General features: G+C 45.0%; 14 protein-coding genes. 7 read left to right on the plus strand and 7 right to left on the minus strand.

What is annotated here, in order from left to right; translation table 11 throughout:
• Nucleotides 1-130 precede the first annotated feature (130 nt).
• The 4 genes from B9A32_RS16140 to B9A32_RS16155 form a co-directional block, all read right to left on the minus strand.
• On the minus strand, nucleotides 131-3,361 hold the full coding sequence (locus tag B9A32_RS16140; protein ID WP_084070846.1) for an efflux RND transporter permease subunit: 3,231 nt from the start codon (nucleotides 3,359-3,361) through the stop codon (nucleotides 131-133).
• A 1-nt stretch (nucleotide 3,362) separates the two neighbouring features.
• Nucleotides 3,363-4,832: an efflux RND transporter periplasmic adaptor subunit gene (locus B9A32_RS16145; protein ID WP_084070849.1), complete on the minus strand. Its 1,470-nt coding sequence runs from the start codon at nucleotides 4,830-4,832 to the stop codon at nucleotides 3,363-3,365.
• Nucleotides 4,833-5,052: 220 nt separating this feature from the next.
• On the minus strand, nucleotides 5,053-6,606 hold the full coding sequence (locus tag B9A32_RS16150; RefSeq protein ID WP_084070852.1) for a TolC family protein: 1,554 nt from the start codon (nucleotides 6,604-6,606) through the stop codon (nucleotides 5,053-5,055).
• 1 nt (nucleotide 6,607) lies between these two features.
• Nucleotides 6,608-7,249 (minus strand): TetR/AcrR family transcriptional regulator, encoded by a 642-nt coding sequence (locus tag B9A32_RS16155; RefSeq protein WP_084070855.1) that lies wholly within the window; start codon nucleotides 7,247-7,249, stop codon nucleotides 6,608-6,610.
• 211 nt (nucleotides 7,250-7,460) lie between these two features.
• Between B9A32_RS16155 and B9A32_RS16160 the strand changes: the two genes are divergently transcribed.
• Both B9A32_RS16160 and B9A32_RS16165 read left to right on the plus strand, forming a co-directional pair.
• Nucleotides 7,461-10,163, plus strand: coding sequence for a DEAD/DEAH box helicase (locus B9A32_RS16160; protein ID WP_084070858.1), 2,703 nt, complete (start codon nucleotides 7,461-7,463; stop codon nucleotides 10,161-10,163).
• Between the two features lie 32 nt (nucleotides 10,164-10,195).
• A complete protein-coding gene (locus B9A32_RS16165; RefSeq protein WP_084070860.1) occupies nucleotides 10,196-11,269 on the plus strand; it encodes an SWIM zinc finger family protein in 1,074 nt (357 codons plus the stop codon).
• An 81-nt stretch (nucleotides 11,270-11,350) separates the two neighbouring features.
• On the opposite strand, the gene B9A32_RS16170 is transcribed toward B9A32_RS16165, so the two are convergent.
• A complete protein-coding gene (locus B9A32_RS16170) occupies nucleotides 11,351-13,033 on the minus strand; it encodes an ABC1 kinase family protein (RefSeq protein ID WP_084070863.1) in 1,683 nt (560 codons plus the stop codon).
• 506 nt (nucleotides 13,034-13,539) lie between these two features.
• Between B9A32_RS16170 and B9A32_RS16180 the strand changes: the two genes are divergently transcribed.
• From B9A32_RS16180 to B9A32_RS16195, 4 genes are all read left to right on the plus strand, one after another.
• The gene (locus tag B9A32_RS16180; protein WP_084070867.1) at nucleotides 13,540-14,085 is read left to right on the plus strand and encodes a hypothetical protein; all 546 of its coding nucleotides are present in this window, start codon (nucleotides 13,540-13,542) and stop codon (nucleotides 14,083-14,085) included.
• A gap of 156 nt (nucleotides 14,086-14,241) precedes the next feature.
• The gene (locus B9A32_RS16185; protein WP_084070868.1) at nucleotides 14,242-14,751 is read left to right on the plus strand and encodes a polyhydroxyalkanoate synthesis regulator DNA-binding domain-containing protein; all 510 of its coding nucleotides are present in this window, start codon (nucleotides 14,242-14,244) and stop codon (nucleotides 14,749-14,751) included.
• 24 nt (nucleotides 14,752-14,775) lie between these two features.
• A complete protein-coding gene (locus tag B9A32_RS16190; RefSeq protein WP_084070869.1) occupies nucleotides 14,776-15,366 on the plus strand; it encodes a polyhydroxyalkanoate synthesis regulator DNA-binding domain-containing protein in 591 nt (196 codons plus the stop codon).
• Nucleotides 15,367-15,643: 277 nt separating this feature from the next.
• Complete coding sequence (locus B9A32_RS16195; protein WP_084070870.1) at nucleotides 15,644-16,534, plus strand: patatin-like phospholipase family protein; 891 nt, start codon at nucleotides 15,644-15,646, stop codon at nucleotides 16,532-16,534.
• Between the two features lie 78 nt (nucleotides 16,535-16,612).
• Here B9A32_RS16195 and tsaA read toward each other — a convergent pair whose 3' ends face one another.
• Both tsaA and B9A32_RS16205 read right to left on the minus strand, forming a co-directional pair.
• Nucleotides 16,613-17,089, minus strand: a complete 477-nt coding sequence (tsaA, locus tag B9A32_RS16200; protein ID WP_084070871.1) for a tRNA (N6-threonylcarbamoyladenosine(37)-N6)-methyltransferase TrmO — start codon at nucleotides 17,087-17,089, stop codon at nucleotides 16,613-16,615.
• A 79-nt stretch (nucleotides 17,090-17,168) separates the two neighbouring features.
• The gene (locus tag B9A32_RS16205; protein WP_084070872.1) at nucleotides 17,169-17,741 is read right to left on the minus strand and encodes a YSC84-related protein; all 573 of its coding nucleotides are present in this window, start codon (nucleotides 17,739-17,741) and stop codon (nucleotides 17,169-17,171) included.
• 400 nt (nucleotides 17,742-18,141) lie between these two features.
• Between B9A32_RS16205 and B9A32_RS16210 the strand changes: the two genes are divergently transcribed.
• Nucleotides 18,142-18,591: a hypothetical protein gene (locus B9A32_RS16210; RefSeq protein ID WP_084070874.1), complete on the plus strand. Its 450-nt coding sequence runs from the start codon at nucleotides 18,142-18,144 to the stop codon at nucleotides 18,589-18,591.
• Nucleotides 18,592-18,735: the final 144 nt, after the last annotated feature.

An 18,735-nucleotide genomic window follows, 5' to 3' on the forward strand; every position in this document is an offset into this window, starting at 1 on the left:
ATCAGATTAACTCCCAATGGTTGAAAATGATTTCAGAGGCAGATTGTCAGGTGCCTCTGATTTTCATGTAAATGCCATGGGCAGATCTCATTGGGTCTCATCGGTCTGCTCACAACAAAGCCTGAAATAGTCACCTGATAATACGATATCCGGACCAAGGCTCAGTGAGTGCTGAAATTTCCTGATCCTTGGCAGGATCAAGATGCTGGCCAAGGTGTATAAAATCGCCAAGAATGGCATACAGCGACGGCACCACCAGCAGCACCAGGACAGTGGAAGCCAGAAGACCAAAAACAATTGAGGCTGCCAGGGGAATCAAAATCTGGGCCTGCATGCTGCGTTCGGAAAGCAGGGGCAACAGTCCCACGATGGTGGTCAGAGAGGTTAGCATCACCGCCCGGAATCGCTCCCGGCTGGCCAGGGTTGCCGCAGTGGTGACATTCTGGCCCTGTTTCATGTGGATTTTAATGAAACTCACCAGGAGTATGGAGTCATTGACCACGATTCCTGAAAGGGATACAAATCCCATGATGCTGGGCATGGACAGATCCAGTCCCATAAAAATATGACCCCACACCACCCCGATAAAGGCAAAGGGAATGGTGATCATGACCACCATGGGCTCGATATACGATTTAAATTGAAAACTCAGGATGCAGAACACACCGAAAATACCAATGAGCAATGCCTTGATCATGCCGCCCATGGATTCTTTTGTCTCTTTTTCTTCCCCTTCTGCCACAACCTTTACACCGGGAAATTGCTGATGAAGTCGGGGGAGAAAATTTTTCCGGGTGTCGGCGATGATCTGGGCCGCATTGGCCACCCGGCTGTCCACATCTGCGGTGATGGTGACGGTTCTCATGGAATTAATGCGGTTGATTCCGGCATATCCCCGGGTCTCTTCAAGGGTGGCCACGGAACTTAAGGGCACCTTTTCTTTGTTGGGCCCCATGAGATAAAAGCGTTCAAGTGCGGAAATGACGGCCCGATCTTCATTTGCAATGCGCACATTGACCTCGTAGGATTCTTCCCCCACCAGAATTTCTCCGGCGGTGTTTCCGTAAAACGCTGCACGTAATTGCGTGGCAATATTTCTGGCATTGAACCCCCTGGCCCGGGCACCCGGTTTCAAACGTACCTTGATTTCAGGTTTTCCAGGTCTTAGATTATCATCCAGGTCCATCACCCCTTTGTATGTGTAAAGCCAGTTGATAAGCGTTGTGGATGCAAGTTTAAGCTCGTCAAAATTTTCTCCCTGGAGCAAAATTTCTATGGCCAGTCCCCCCGGTCCAAAGCTGGGTTCTTTGTAGGCAATGTTAATGCAGTCCGGCACCTCCCCCACCAGGGTGCGCCAGCGGGCTGTGATATCATCCAGAGCTGTGGATCGCTCTTCGGCACTTAAGAGATCCAAAGATACAGTGGCCACATGGGGGCCGGTTTCCCCGGCATCGGCATTGGTGTTAAAAATGGCAGAGATATTTTCAATTAAATCCGCATTGCCCGGCTGGGCCGACTTGAGCGTTTCATTGATTTGTTTGGCAGCGGTGACAAGTTGGTTCACCACCTGCTCGGTTCGTACCAGGGGGGTGCCCTGGGGCAGCAGAACTCTGGCTTGAAGCACATCGCCGTCAATCTCCGGAAAGGCCTTTATTTTCAGATGACCACCGGCAATCATGGCAATGGAGAGAATAAAGACAAATACCACAATCCCCGCAAAAAGATAGCGCCAGTTCACCACAATATCCACAATTTTGCCCAGTAGTTTATCCCGAAGCCAATCAATCAGACCATCCATTATTTGGCTGAAGCGGTTTTTGGGCATTCCTGATGACGATTTTTCCATGGTGGACGTTGGCGTGTGTCCATCTCTTTTTATTTCTTCATGGCTCAGGGAATGAAACAGATGGTTGGGCAGAATGCAAAACGCCTCCACCAGACTGACAGACAGGGTTAAAATCAGCACCACCGGGATGGCGTAAAGGACTTTTCCGATATTTCCGCTCATGCTCAGGGCCAGGGCGCCGAAGATAAAAAGTGTGGTGAGAAAGGAAGAAAAAACCCCGGCAGCCACTTCACTGATACCATCCACCACAGCATCAAATGCTTTTTTTCCTTTTTCCAGGTGGGCAGCGATATTTTCTGCAATGACAATGGCATCGTCCATCAAAAGACCAAGACCGATGAGCAGGCCCACCATGGAGAGCATGTTCAGGGAAAAATCGATCTGTTTCATGAAAAAAAAGGTTAAAAGAAAAGAGACTGGCAGCCCCATGGTGACCCAAAAGGAAAATTTAAAGGGAAAGAAGCAGATCATGGCAAGAAACACAAGAAAAAGTCCCTGCAAACCGTTGATGGTGAGCATATCCAGGCGATCCCGCACCACCTTGGATCTGTTTTGGGTTGTGGTAAAGGAGACATTGGGTGGGGCCTGGAGACGTTCCTTATCAAGAAATGCGTTCACCGCATCCAGAATCCGCAAGGCATCCTCAGCCTTGGTCTTGTTGATCTGGAGCATTCCGGCCCGTTTTCCGTTAAAAAATATTTTGTTCTCTTCATCAATATAACTGTCGGAAATGCGCGCAATCTCGCCCAGGCGGATTTCTGCCCCATCCGGGTTGGAGATAATCACCAGGTTGGAAAGTTCCCCAATGCTTCGGCGCTCTTCGGCAAATCGGATCAGGATATCCTTATCCTTTGTTTCCAGGCTTCCTGAGGGCATGTCAATGCTCTGGGATGTGATCACAGCCTGGATATCAGATATTGACAATCCCAGGCGCATCATCTGATAGGTGGGAATTTCAATGAGAAACTCATGATCGGAAAATCCTAATAATTCCACCTGGGAAACAAGATCCAGCTGTTTGAGACGATCTTTCAGGGATTCGCAGTAAAGTTTCAGATGCAGATCACTCATGGGACCGGTGACGGCAACGGAGATCACTTGATCGGTGCGGTTGATGCGTTTTATGATCAGATCTTCCACTTCCCCAGGAAAATCGCTGATGGCCTCCACATCGGTCTTGATGTCATTGAAGAACTCCATGACATCTTTGCCCTCCATCATCTCCACCACCACAGTGGCCCTGTTTTCCCGGGCCGTGCTTTCGATGCGATCTATGTGGTTCACCTCTTCGATGGCATCTTCAATGCGGCGACACACCGCTGATTCCACATCTTCTGCTGTGGCACCGGGGTAGATGGCTGAAATCTGAACGGCATCCACGGAAAAATCAGGAAAGGTCTCCCGTCGAAGATCCTTCACCGTCATGAAACCCAGGATAATAAAAAGCAGCATCATCAGGTTGGATGCGGTGGGGTGTTTACAGAGAAAGGCGATGCCTTTTTTAATGCTGTTCATCTCATCCCTCCTTTCCGGAATTTGTGGGAGGTTGCTCTTTTTCCGGTTGGGACAAAGAGTTAAAAAGAGCATGCCCGGCGGCTGTGGTCTGGATACGCCGGGCCGTTTCTTTGTCCTGTATGGGATTGAGCAACATGCCTTCAATGGCAGGCACCAGATCACTTATCACCAATGTTTCTCCAGGGGTGATCATGGGGTGGATTGAGTTAAGATCATTTTCAGAATCATCTGAAAAATCATTGGAAGAGAGTACTGCCAGATCTCCGGCAACCCATGCCACCTCAACTTTTTTGATTTTTAAACGATTATCTGTACCTGCAATATAGATTCGCCCTTCATGGACGGCTGTGGCCGGAACCACAAGCTGATCCGGTATCATGCGGCCTCTAAGCTCCACCTCCACATACATATTGGTTAAAAGCGGTGGCCTTTTGCCGGGGATGATATTTTTATAAGGGTCATCCACTGTTACGTAAATGGTCAAAGCCCCGGTGGTGGGGTCCATGGATTCACTGGTGCGGGAAAAATGCCCCTGCCAGGAGATTTTCTGGGTGTTGCTGGGAAAACGAACCATTGCCGTGATACCGATGGCTTTACGGATGGACTCCATATCCAGCTCTCCGGGGGTGAATGGACGCGCCATTCTGGGCAGCAATGTCATGAAGGTTCGGGGGGAAATCTGCACCGGAATTTCAGCGCTGTGGATGCTTTCCGCCTTTAACATCAGAGAACCTGTGGAAGCGTATTGGTTAAGCTCCACATTGACCTGTGACAGTCGGCAGTCAAAGGGGGCAATGATTTCTGTTTTGGCCACATCAAGCTGTCGTTCCGTTACGGTGAGTTCTCCTGCGTCCTTGCGGGCCAGTAAATCCCGCCGCTGGGCCGGAAAAAGATTTAAACTGTTTTGCAGGTTGTTCACTGTGGTCTGCTGGGCAAGAAAGCGTTTTTCTTCACTTTCAACGTCGGACTCGGAAAGATATCCCTTTTCAAACAACCCCCGTTTTCTTTTCAACTCCTGGACCGAGATATTTAATGAGCGTTTTTCAATGTCAAGCAATCGCCGGGTGTTTTTCCGGGATTGTTCCAGTTCTTTGAGCTGGGCATCAATACTCATGACATCTGCTTTTCCCCGGGATTCGGCAAGGCCGTAGGTGGCGGTGTCAATGCGGAGCAGGACCTGGCCTTTATTGATGAAAAATCCTTTTTTCAGATCTTTATGCATTTCCACCACTTTGCCGCTCACTTCACAGATGGCTTCCCAGGTCTGGCTGGGTTCCACATAGCCGTATGCCACGGCCCGGGGAAGAAATTTAGTTTTCTTCAAAGGGATAACCCGAACGGTGCGGACCCGTTCCTTTGATTCCAGGCGTATGGGTGCTTCTTTGTTCTTTTTTATCTGCACAAATAAAATCACCCCAACGATAATGGGGACAATGATCACTATCTTTTTTAATATGGCACCGATTTTCATGGCGATTCCTTTTTATAATGGTCATGTCCTCACGAACACAACAAATATAGAAAATGGTATTATACCGCCGTCCCCCCGACGGGCAATGGGCCCGGACCGGAACTGTAGACAGCTCAATTGTCCGGTTCCTATTGCCCATCGGGGTGGCGGCTCTGCTGAAGTAACCTTGGAAGTTACCTTCTCATATAAAAAATAAAGGGTGTTGAAACGGATCGTTTTTTCAGGGCAGCATTGCCGTTGATTTAAGATTAATATGATGTTTTTCCAGGGTATTACCCACGGCCTGGTGGAGCGATATTAAGGCAGTCTGGCAGGCAATGAGTGCATTTATTTCCAAATTTCTTGCATCGGTGAAATCCCGCTGGTAGAGAAGAACATTGTAGCTTGTGGACAGGCCGTTTCTAAATTTCACCTGCTCAGCATCCAGGGCTTCCTCTGCGTAACGACTCGCAGTCTGGGCCGTCTCATAGCCTTTTATGGCAGCTTCAAGATCCCTGAGTGCTGTGCGGACATCCAGGATGATTCGAGATTTGACAGCATCTCTGCTGATTTGAAGTTGTTTTTTATTTAATTTTGCCGCTGCATAATTTGCTTTATCTCCCTTAAGCCCCCAGGGAAATTTCAGGGTAACTCCCAAACTGCCGGAGTAATAATTTTGATAATTGTCTGTTTCAAGGGCATTTTTGTCTGGGTGGGCATCATTGATGGCAATGGCGGCGGAAAGATTCAGCTCCGGTTTGGTCTGGTTTTCAAAATAGACAAGATCTGTGTCGGCTGACTCAAGGTTGATGGCGGTGGTTTGATAGTCAGTGCGCAATGCCAGGGCCAGGTCAATCAATTTTTTTTCATTAAATTTTTCCTTGTCCATGCCGGGAATTGCGGGAAGGGTCAAACAATTCAAGGTGGCATGGGGGCAGGTTTCTCCATAAATATAATTGAGCAGGGCATCCTTTGAATTCAGCACATTGTTTTGCGCGATGATGATGTCTGTTTCCCTGGTTGCCACTTCCGATCTGGCCTGGAGGATGTCAAGCCGGGCTGCACTTCCCATTTTTACCCTTTCTTTTACCTCTTTGATTAGTCGGCGGGCAAGTTCCAGGGATTTTTCATAAACTGTAAGGGACTCAAGGGCGCTGTAATAGCTCCAGTAAAGGCGCTGGGCCTGGGAAAGCGTATCAATCACTTCCTGCTTGAGTTCAATTTTTGATTTCCGATGGTTATTTTTTGCAAGGGTGATGTTCCGTGTGACAACCTTCTGCCCGCTGTTTTTCATCAGCGGATGGCTGATGGTGGCTGTACTTTGGACATAACTGCCCCCGGTATTTTTGTTTATGTCAGTTTCAGCATCATTGTCTGCGGCTTCAAGGCCCAGGGAAACCACTGTTCCCGTTTCCAACAGCCTGGAAATCGAAGCTTTGGTTGAAAATTGCAGGGAACTTTTGTCTGTGGGTTCGTTCCAGCTTTCCTGATTGGTGGAGCGACCTTCAATGCTCACTTCCGGATCAAAGATTGATTTTGCCACCTGGATATTTTTTTTTTCTTTAAGCGGTTCCATGCGGGAGGCTTTTAAGGCATGATTGTGTTCCAGAGCAGTTGTCATCACTGTTTCAAGATCAAGGTTCAACCTCTCTGGGTGTTCCGGTTCAGATGCATTTGAAAGCGTGGCAAAAATCAGTGATGCACACAATATCATCATTGTCATAAGGTTTCTTGTGACGGTTTGTTCTCTTATCTGCATGGCATCCATTTTATTTTTATTTTCCGGCAGTTTCATTTTATGGATTCTCCATTCCCGAGGTGACAAATTTAATTAATTCTTCGGTGATGACTGAAAGGTCTACTTTATGGGGAATAACTGTATTTTTTTCAGGGTTTTGATTCATCATTTTTAACATTCGAATGGTGTGAACCATGGAACCGATGGCAAACATGAACCGCATGAAAACCACCTCTTTGGAGAGCCTGGGAAGTGACTCACAAAGGGGATGATAAAATTTCATCAATGTGGGCTGCATCAGCTTTATAAAACAATTTCTTTCAACCCCGTTGGATTCCATGGTGCATCGATTAACTATAATGAAAAAATCCAGTGACTCTGGTGTGTTATCTATAAATTCCAATGTGGGTTCAATAAATGCCAACAGGAGTTCTTCCACGCTGGGCAGGGTGTGTCTTGCTTTTGCAGTTTTAATCACCCGGTGCATCCGGTGTTCCCGGATTTCATTGAGCGGGGTGATGCGTCTTTTAAGGATTGCTTCAAAAAGTTTATCTTTGGAACCGAAATGATAACTCACGGCAGCCAGGTTAACACCGGCTTTGGCGGTGATTTCCCTCAGTGAGGTACGGTCGTAACCATTTTGTGCAAAAAGACGCTCGCCGACATCCAGGATTTTGTTTTTGGTATTGGGTTCAGACATGGTATTCACCTTGAAAAAAAAAATAATTTAAACGTTTGTTTGAATTGATTTATAATTCAAACAAACGTTTAAATCAAGTATTATAATGTCGGTCAAATGACTCGATACCGGATTTAAGCCCACAATACACTGAAAATGGGGATTTTATTGTTTTTGATGCCTTGATTTGATATTACCCCGTCAATAATAATTATTTTAAGGAAAGGCAACATTGACGGACAGAAAAAAAAAGCAGCTGATCGTTTCGATCATGCCGAATCAGGCCCTGGGGCTTGAATGGGAAACAACGAAGAATAAGATCACACCGGAACAGGCCAAATTTCAGGACAAAATCCACCACAATTTTACCACCCAGACAAAAAAATGGTTGTTCTATCTGGGATTTACAATCCCTTCGGTTCAGCTCTCCCCGTCCCTGGATTATTTTATCCGTTTTGCCAATGATTTTGTTGTGGCGCTGTCAAGGGTGCCCGAACTTGAGACCTTACGCCATGAGGCCTTTGTTGACATGCCTTTTGGAATTTGCCAGAATTTTCTCTCAGCCCGTCCCATGATGGTCGGGGCTGAATATGTGACCCGGGAAATGCTGGAACAGCTTTGGCAGGGATTCAATGAAACCTTTGCCCGGGACATTAAAGCCTTTGACGGACGGGTCAGTGACTATTTTAACGAACAGAACCCGGATCTTCATCCGGCCGGTCGGGTTTTTTTTCATCTGGTGGAAAATAGAAATCAGGCCCTGCCTTTTGCTTTCATGGCCACCTACTCGGCCGGTATGGGTAGTAACGGCAAGCCAAAACACCTGCCCTTAAAGCATGCCATTGAAAGCCACGACGATGCTGCGCTGCTCAACCTGTTGTCCACGGTGTATAAAGCCGGTGAAAGCAGTCAGATCGTGGCCGATCTCATTGATTCTGGCGAATTATTCCATCCCCTGGCCTGGGATGCGGATGATGCATTCCAGTTTTTAAAGGAAATTCCGGACTACGAGGGTGCCGGGGTGATCTGCCGGATTCCGGACTGGTGGAAACCCGGTTCATCCAAAACCGGTGTGACTATCTCCCTGGGAGATAAAAAGCCGTCCCTGGCCGGACTGGGTGCCATCCTTGATTTTAAAGCCGGTATCGCCGTGGGAGATCTGGAATTTACCCGGGAAGAAATCAATAAAATCCTGGAGGAAAGTCGGGGACTGGCCTTTATCAAAAACAAATGGGTGGCCGTGGACCCGGAAAAACTTAAAAAAGCCCTGGAAGCCTGTGACCGAATCCAGGACATGGCCGAAGCGGGCATGACCCTTGGCCAAGCCATGCGGGTCCGGTTGAATCCGGAAAAAATGCTGGGCCGTACGGTTCCCGGTGTGGATATCAGTGTGTCCAACGGCACATGGCTGGCATCTGTGATCAAGAAGATGCAGGAACCTGAAATCGTGAATACGGTTCTCCCGGGAAAGGGGTTTAAAGCCCAATTGAGGGAGTACCAGTCCAAGGGGCTGAACTGGCTTAATTTTCTTCATACCCATCGATTGGGCGGCTGCCTGGCCGACGATATGGGGCTTGGAAAAACCATCCAGATTCTGGCCCTGCTGTCCACTTTTACTAAGAAGACAAAATTCCGGGCCAGCCTGCTGGTGGTGCCGGCATCTTTGATTTCCAATTGGGAAAGTGAAATCAACCGTTTTTTCCCCGGGCTTAAAATCTACGTGGCCCACCCCGGTTTTAACCGTTCAAAGACATCCCCAAATGGAAAAAAAGAGCAAAAATCCAAAGAGCTTAAACTGCCTCAAAGCCAGTTGAATCGGCTGGATCTGGTCATCACCAGCTACACACTGGTTAAAAGATATCCATGGCTGGGCCGGTACAACTGGAACTGCCTGATCCTGGATGAAGCCCAGGCCATTAAAAATCCCGGCACCCAGCAGACCCGGGCTGTGAAAGCACTGCCCGCTGCCCACAGGATTGCCATGACCGGAACCCCGGTGGAAAACCGGCTGTCTGATCTGTGGTCTTTATTTGACTTTTTAAATCCAGGGCTTTTGGGCAGCAGGACTGAATTTTCAAAATTTGCCAAAACCCTGAAAGACAATCCCAAGGGCTATGCCAGGCTTCGGCAGCTGGTCTCCCCGTATATTCTGCGACGCCTTAAAACCGACAAAACCGTGATCTCGGACCTGCCGGACAAGGTGGAGATGAAAACATTTTCGGATTTAAGCCCCAAACAGATCGTGCTGTACCAAAAAGCGGTCAATGATCTGGCAGATAAAATAGAAAACAGTGAAGGCATTCAGCGAAAAGGGCTGGTCTTGTCATCGCTCATGCGGTTTAAACAATTATGTAACCATCCGGACCAGATCACCGGCACCGGAGATTTCAAGGCGGTTCACAGCGGCAAATTTCAACAGCTGGGCCGGATTTGTGAGACCATTTATGAAAAAAGAGAGCGGGTTCTGGTCTTCACCCAGTTCAAGGAGATGACCCAGCCCCTGCAGGCCTTTTTGGAAACCATTTTCCACCATCCGGGTGTTGTGCTCCATGGCAGTGTTTCTGTGACCAAAAGAAAAAAGCTGATCCAGACATTTCAAGGTGAAACCTACTGCCCGTTTATGGTACTCTCCCTTAAGGCCGGTGGCGTGGGACTCAATTTGACCCGGGCCAACCATGTGGTCCATTTTGACCGATGGTGGAACCCGGCTGTGGAAAACCAGGCCACGGACAGGGCGTTTCGCATCGGACAGACCCAAAAAGTGCTGGTACACAAATTTGTGACCCGGGGTACCATTGAAGAAAAGATTGATCAGATGATCAGTGAAAAGCAGGCACTGGCCGATCATGTGGTGGCCCCCACCGGGGAGACCCTGGTCACGGAGATGGATGATAAAAAACTCATGGATCTGTTTCGATTGAGCCTGCCGGATTGAGCCCCGAGCAAAGCCTTTTGAGGAAAAAAAATATGCATTATCACTATCCGAAATATGTCAGCGTGGCGGAAAAAAAGGCAAAGGCAGAACGAAAGCTTGCCGCCCTGAAAAAGAAAAACCCCAATATTAAACCCGTTGTCATTGAAGGCCGGGCCATTGCTAAAACCTGGTGGGGGAAGGCCTGGAATGAAAATCTTGAGCGGTATGCAGATTACGCCAATCGCATTGGTCGGGGCCGAAGTTATGTCCGTCACATGGCTGTGCTGGATCTCCAGATTTCCCCCGGCAAAATCATGGCCATGGTGTCTGGCAGCGGTTCATCCCCCTACAAAGTCACCATCACCATCAAACCCATTCCCCAATCCGACTGGAACCGTATTAAACAGCAGTGCAAAGGAAAAATGGACAGCCTGAAAAAATTGATGGCCGGCAAGTTTCCCAAGGCCCTTGAAGACGTGTTTACCCAAAAGGGTAAGGGCCTGTTCCCGGCACCCAAGGAGATCAGCCTGAACTGCTCCTGCCCGGACTGGGCCGTGATGTGTAAGCATGTGGCAGCTGTGCTCTACGGTGTCGGAGCCAGGCTGGACCGGGACCCGTCCTTATTTTTTATGTTGAGAAAGGCCAATGTCAACGATTTGGTCTCTGAAAGCGTTAAAGAAAGCAAAAAAGACCTGCTGAACCGGTCCCAAAACAAATCCTCACGGATCATTAAAGATGACGCGGGTTTGTCAGCTCTGTTTGGGATTGATTTGGATGATGCCGATGCTTTGGCCCCTTCAACCGGTTCAACACAGACGTCAGCATTGAAAAAGCCGTTAAAGAAACCGGTCCGCAAGCAGCCCCGGAAAACAACATCAAATGCCAAAGCAGCAGCCAAACCTAAATCCAGTGGGACTAAAATTTCAGGAAAAACCCCTGGAAGAATAAAGGATGTCGCCGGAGTTGAAACCCTGTTTAAACGTCGGACAAAAAGCTTGACCCAGGTGGCCGAAGTCATTGAAAAATCGGACATGCCCCCGCAGAAGGTCCGGAATATTGTGTTTGCCCTTGTCAATCAGGGTAAATTGGAACGGGTTTCCCGGGGCGTATACAAATGGGTGAGATGATTTTTTTAAAAAAAGGGAATATGATGGTGATGCATCCTTGTAAACAGCAGGAAAACATGAAGCTGGACTCTCCTGAATTTTTTACTTTCCGGGTTTCACAAACAGCCACAACCAGAGAACAACAGCACAGGCAATTGCGACGAGCCCAAACAATGACAGGCCGAAAATTTGGGGGGATGCCTTTAAACTAAAGAGAAGGGAAGATGCAATAATCAGGGAGGAAATAATCAAAGACACCGAACGTTTATGATTCTCCCGTTGATAAGCTCCCAGGATTTTTTCCAGTTTCTGGATATCGAACCCCAGGACAAATTTGCCCTTTCGGGCCTGGCGGATGATGGCAATGCTGTCCCGGGGAATTTCCCGGAGCAGCTGAAGGGATTCCAGAGAAAGGCTGGATAAATCTGCGGTGATGCGTGACAGGGATATGCGTTCAATTTTCTTTTTTTTGATAAACGGTGCAGCATATTCAACCATGTCAAAATCCGGATCAAGTTTTTGGGCAACCCCTTCCACCGCAGCAAAGGATTTCATCATCAAAAAAGTATCGGGATAGAGCCGAAGCTTGTGTCTGGCAGTAATTTTTAAAAGATCCTGCAGTAATCGTCCCACGTTAATATGTTTTAAAGCCTTGGTCAGATATTGGGCGATGAATGTGGAGATATCCCGTTCCAGAAAACGCATATCCGGCTCATCATCATATTCGGTGAGTTCCAGCAGGTAATGGCAGGTTGCTGACGAATTTTCAGTGACAACACTTGCGATCAGGTCAATAAAGACTTCCCGTGCCCGGCGATCCATGAACCCCATCATTCCAAAATCCACAGGCCCCAGCACATTATCAGGCAGTACAAAAAGGTTGCCCGGATGAAGATCAGCATGGAAAAAACCATACTCAAACACCTGCTTTAAAATCAGGTCTGCTCCCCGTTGGGTTAATAATTTTCGGTCCATGCCGTGTTCATCCAGGGTGTCTGTCTCTGAAATTTTGATTCCCTGGATGTACTCCATGGTTAACACGGTTTCTGTGGTTATATCCAGATAAACCCTGGGAATATGGATGGTGGAATCAAACACAAACTGCCGGGCCACCCTTTCCATATTGGATGCTTCCAGGGTGTAATCCAGCTCTTTTTCCAGGGTTTCTGCAAATTCTTCAACTATTTTTACGGGTCGAAAAAAGGATAGATCTTCAATGTGCCGTTCCATCAAAGTGGCCAGGTGGTTCATGATTTCAAGATCCACAATGATGTGTTTTCTGATATCAGGCCGCTGGATTTTAACGGCAACCCTTTCACCGGTTTTTAATTTTGCCAGATGAACCTGGCCGATGGATGCCGAGGCAAAGGGTTTTTCTTCCATGAAAACAAAAGGACTTTCTTTATCTGAAAAGGCCTTGGTCAGATTTTTTTTTACATCGGAAAATGAAAATTCCGGGACATTGTCCTGGAGCTTTTCAAGTTCAAAAATATATTCCAATGGAATAAGATCCGGGCGGGTGGAAAGGATTTGACCAAACTTAATAAAGGTGGGACCAAGTTCTTCAAAAAGAAGTCTTATGCGTTGGGACTGGGTTAAGGGTTCAAGCCATGGGGGTTTATCCTTTGAGATCATCTTAAGACCGATTTCAAGGTATTGATCAATTTTCAAGGCTTCAATAATATTGCCAAAACCATACTTAAAGATAATGGTTAATATCTGACGGTAACGGTTGATGTTCCGGTATGTACGGCCCACCACATCAAAATCTCTCAATGTCAGCATAAAAATTTAAATTTCCGATCAGAAAATATGTTTTTGTAATTAAACAAGTTCCTGGGCCTTTTTTCCATAAAGCAGATTCCGATGATTGAACCTTTAATAACAAAACTCAACTTTCGGTGTTCGCATTTCGTGGTGGGGTCACCCCGTCGGCACACTGAGCCCATAGGTACATTTAAAAATGCCAGCTTTGAAATGAAGCCCGAAAGTTGAGTAACAAAACCAATGGGCCGGTTTTGCTCCGGTAAAATTTCCATTTTTTATAAATCCTCAATCCGTTCAAATGGGTATTGCAACCATTGATTTAGGAACTATGTATTTTATACCTGTGAGGATAAAATTAACTATACCGTATATTGGTCAGTGGAGCAAGACAGTCCTTGGTGTGCCCGGAAATGGAACTGAGAAATGCCTTGACATCAATGACGCACTGCATCATATTTGTAGTTATGACACAATGCGTTATTTAAAGTTTGCGTTTTAAGTATAGTTTCACAGGAGAAATAAAAATGACGACCAAAACAACTGAAAATAAATCCAGGTTTTATGTTGCACAAAGTATTCGCGATGCAAAGGAAAAAATTCAGGAAAAAATCAAAACCTATAATGAGAAGTATATGAAGGAACAACTTGAAACCGGACGTGGGTTCATCCATGAATTTAAATCAGATCCCGTTAAAACAGTTGATGACCTCATTGGTGACAGCCACAATGTCATTCAAAAAATAAAATCCGCCCGCATGGAAATATTGCAGAAAAAAATGGATACAACAAAAAAAGATGTTCATCGGCAATTGGAAAAAATCAATAAGACGACTCACACCGTATGTAAGGGAATTGAGGGTGACGCAAAATTGATTGCAGAGGATTTGCTTGATTTGGGGAAGAAAAATCTGGATAAAATGTCCCTGAAAAAAAAGATTGAAAAAAAGATTTTCCAAGGCATTGATGCCATTCCTGAAAAATTGAACATTCCTTCAAAAAAAGACATTGATGATTTGCGGAACAGTATTAACAGGGTTAATCAAAAGCTCGACGGTCTTAATAAAAAATAATTTGCAGACGCAAGATGCTTAGCCCATAGTGCAACGTTAAATCTTAATTTTAGGATAGCTGATTTTGAACCGGCAGGAAGTGCGCTGCTTTGGAAGATTATCATCCTAAATTTCAGACTTGACTCTGCAATAGTTTGGAATTATCGGGAGGGAGTGATGTTAAAAATAAAAAAATATTCAAATGGAAAATATTTCGACACTGAAGTAAAAGAGTATATCAAGTCAGAAACCCTGGCTGCAATGGTTAACAACGGAGAAAAAATTCAGGTTGTCTTGGCCAGAACAGGTAAAGATATCACCGAACAGGTCATTGAACAGCTCTCCGGAAAAGAAGAGCGGAAAAAAGAGGGGGGGGGTGCCCCAACAGATAAAGTGATGAAATGGGTGGGCGAAATCATTGATTCAAAAATAGACAAAGTAATGGACATTATAAAATTACCCACCCGGGAGCAGGTTGCCGGTCTGGAAGCAACCATCAAAGAATTAAATGATAAAATTGATGCATTGTCACAGGAGAAAACAATAAAAGAGAGTTTTGCTTCTCCAGAAGGCCAAGAGAAATCGGTGACAGAAAAAACTGTGGATGCGAAAAAAGTGCAAGCAAATGAGAAAATTCCAGATAATAAACTGATGGCTGACAAAAAGGTGGGGATAAAAACTGTATAGACCTTTTGGGTTTTTGAGGATGACATGCACCGCATCAAAAAATATGCAAATAGAAAGCTTTACGACACCACAGATAAGAAATATATTTCCAGAACACATCTTTCTGAATTGATCAGACAGGGCCGGGATATCGTTATAATTGACAATGAAACCGGAGAGGACTTAACCGCATCCATTGTTTCAGGCCTCATCGCCACCACAAAGGGGAAAGCCGGTGGGGCGGTTTCATCCAGCGTATTGATTCAATTATTCAGAAAAGGCGGGAATGCCTTGACCGATTATGCCAAAAAATATGTCTCTTTCTGGCAAAAATCATTTACCATGGCTGAAGAAGAAATTGACGACATGGTCAAAGCTCTTGTGAAAAGTAAAGAAATCTCAAAATCCGAGGGCGTTCGATTAAAAAAAGAGGTCATTGGCTTTAGCACCGCTTTAAAGGAGTGGATTTCAGACACCATTGACAGGCGGTTAAACGAACTTTTGGCTGGAACTAATCTTGCCACCAAAGACCATGTGGCAGAGTTAAATTTAAAGATCACCACCCTGGAAAGAAAATTAAAAATCCTGGAGAATGAACAATTGAGGCGTGCAGAGGCGGTATCCAAAGAACAATAACAGGACAATTTCAAGTCTTATCCGCCAACAACCTGCAAACCATATTTATGAGGTCACAAAAACATATGAATAACGGGCATCCATCATATGAGCCAAAAAGTAGTTTACACTTTTTTGAAAATTTTTCCTCAAAATGGGGACATTGTTCTTAAAAGTGTAAACCATAAATGAAGCATGCCGAATAACGATATTAAAGGCCGATATAACGAAATCATAGCCGGTGCACCGGGGGAGAGTAAGTCATGACTGCCATTGAATTTTTCCATGGGATGATGCCGTGAAAAGGGCATTGATATTGGCCGGTGGGGGGGCCAGGGGGGCTTTTCAAATGGGGGTCTGGAAATATCTCTCCCAGAAAAACTGGACACCTGACATTATCTGCGGTACTTCCGTGGGGGCCATAAATGCCGCAGGCATTGGTTCCGGCCTGGATGTTCACACATTGATTCGGCTGTGGACCACCTACAATCGCAGAAAAATATATCGCCTCAACTTGATTCCTTTTTTATGGTATTTGTTATCGGGTCGGGCATTAAAGCCCCTTTTGGATATCCGGCCCATGCAGTCCATGATTTTAGATTATATTGATTTTAATTGTTTAAAAAATAACCCCACAAAGGTGGTGATTTCCACCGTCAATCTTGTGACATCCCGTCCCTGCTTTTTTGATAATTCAGAAATAAAACTGGAACATATCATGGCATCCAGTGCCATGCCCATCCTTTTTCCCTGGCAATATATAGACGGAGTTCCCCACTGGGACGGCGGAACCATGGCAAACATTCCTTTGCAGGCAGCAGTGGATTTTGGTGCGGATGAAATTATTATTGTGCTGCTTTCACCCGTTGGCCACACCTCCCAGCCGTTGCCTGACAATGTTCCCACGGCATTGGAGGTTGTTTTTGAGCAATTTCTTTCTGGGTCCTATCACAATGCACTCATGGCCAATGGGTATGAAGACGGGGCATTTTCATCTTTTTTGTTAGAACGGACAAAAAAAGATAAATCCTGTGACTTGCATGCCGGACAACCCAGAATTATAACCCTGGCCCCCGGAAAAATGCTGGGTTTTAAATCTTTGTTGAGTTTTTCTGTATCCCAGGCACAAGAGCTCATTGATGAAGGGTATAGAACGGCACATACCCATTTAAAATCATTCATAAAATAAAAATATGATTTCCTATTATTTTGAGTCTTCCCTTTCAATTAAACCTGGGGGGGTGGTCACAAGCTGGGGAAACTGTAATTATTTGAACCTTTCATCGGAACGTTTATTTTTCACCTGTTCATCACTGGCTTGCATCCAGCCAGAAGCACAATCATCCACGAAATCAAATTTTTTAATATATGGCTTAATATCCAATAATGGGGTTCCATCAAGGATATCAATGCCCTTCACAAAAACTTTATTACCTTCCACCTTTATTAATTGGACGATAGATATTCCAATATGATTGGGTCTTAGCGGAGAACGTGTTGAAAAAACCCCCCTTTTTTTATCATCCATAAAGGGAACTACATGCAGCTCGGTTCGTGTTGCCATATGAAAACTATATAAAAGATATATATGGCTGAAACCGTCAAGATCTTGCAACCCTTCGATATATTTTTCGTCCACTGTCACATGTCCGACAAACTCGGATGCGCCTTTGGGTTGAATGGGCATGTCCTGGATTGATTTATGGGGAGAATGTATTGTTCCTATTGGATTGATGGTATGCATTTGGGGGTTCCTTTGTTATATTAATGCTGACCGTTAGATTTTGATTGTAAGAATAGTATATGATAGATTAATCCTGTTATTAAAAGGGGGTGAAAGTAAACTTTTGCCCGCCAATGGTGGCTTCATACATTAATCCTCCTATTGTATGAACAAAGACAGCCATTCCCTTATAATAACTTACATCTGCCTGCTCACCTGTGGCAGGTCCGGCGCTGGCTCCGGCAGTGGCTCCTTCTGTTCCTGCTTTTGCTTGGGCACCTGCTGTAATTGCCACTGCTGATGCAGAGGCATCAAACTCAAAACTCCCACTGGTGAATTCTCTGTAGGACCGTTGGTCTTGAAAAAAGATGATTTGGCTGAATGCTTGTCCTCCAAATTGGAATCCTATACTCACCTTTGCAAGAGACGTTGTGCCAGTGGCTTTCCCGCGTTTATATACTTTCCCCTTTCCATAGGCTCCACCAATTCCGAAGCCGCCCTTTCCAATAGTGGGGAAGACAGCATATCCATAGCAATTCTTGAAAAATGGTTGAACCATTTTGGATTGTTTAAAAACTGAAATCGTTTTTGAATAAGAATTGGCCGTTGCATTGCCAGAAAAGCAGAATAGAAGGAAAAGAACGAATATAAACAGTTTTTTAAAAAAAATCATAGAAAACCTCATTTTACCAAAATTAATTCTAATTCCATCAACACACTAATTATCCAGATTTATTGCTTGTAAGTGTTTGTGCTACGCCCGGTATGGGGAGGATAAATTTATGGATTTAAATCCCCTTAAGAGATTTACTGCTAACACAAATATCCACCGAAAACAAGGGCAGAAATGTGAGTGATCGTCTGAAGGAAGATGAGTGCCCATAAGGAAAATTGAAAATGGAATGGTAGTTTTTTCCCCCTATATTCTCCATGTTTTTTAACCATTGTTATTTTTTTGAATTGCCTTAATTTTAGATTAATTCAGGAAATGATATTGTGAGAAATAACGTGATAACTTAATAATTACATGAAGTAAAACAATGAAAAACAAAGTAGGTTAAAAAGGTGATATCATGGAACAAAATTCAAGATATATATCTATTGTAATTTTGTCTGTTTTACTGGGCATTCTGATGACAGCTTCTTTTTCCATGGCAAATTCTATTGGGATGGATGAAAAAATTGAACAGCTCAATGATAATGATAAATGGATAGAACCTGCAAATATGGTGAATTTCTCTGAAAGTAAGGGGAAACTTTTTTCAAGTATATCGAATTCGTTCGTTATGGAGTCAGGTTTTCAAAGGAATCATATGGATACACGGATTGTCCTTACAGAGATTGACAGCATCACTGAACTTGCAGATGAACCCCTCAATTGCCGTATTGATAAAAATTCAAAAACAGCTGGATTAATGATATGTAATATCAATGGAACAAATGACGGTGATTCTTTTTTTAAATTTAAATCAATGAAATCAAGAAAAACTTTTCAGATTTTTCCAGAAGTCCCGTATTTTTAAGCATGTGTAATTTTTTATAATTTCGTTGAGCAGATTGGGTGGGAAGGTGCGGTTGTAGGATGAACCGGAAGTCAGAAGACCTGCCTGAACAAAATGGTTTATTTCTCGTGGCCAGAGAAAACCATAATATAATTTTAAAGGATG

The sequence above is a fragment of the Desulfocicer vacuolatum DSM 3385 genome, from assembly GCF_900176365.1.
Lineage (GTDB): Bacteria > Desulfobacterota > Desulfobacteria > Desulfobacterales > Desulfobacteraceae > Desulfocicer > Desulfocicer vacuolatum.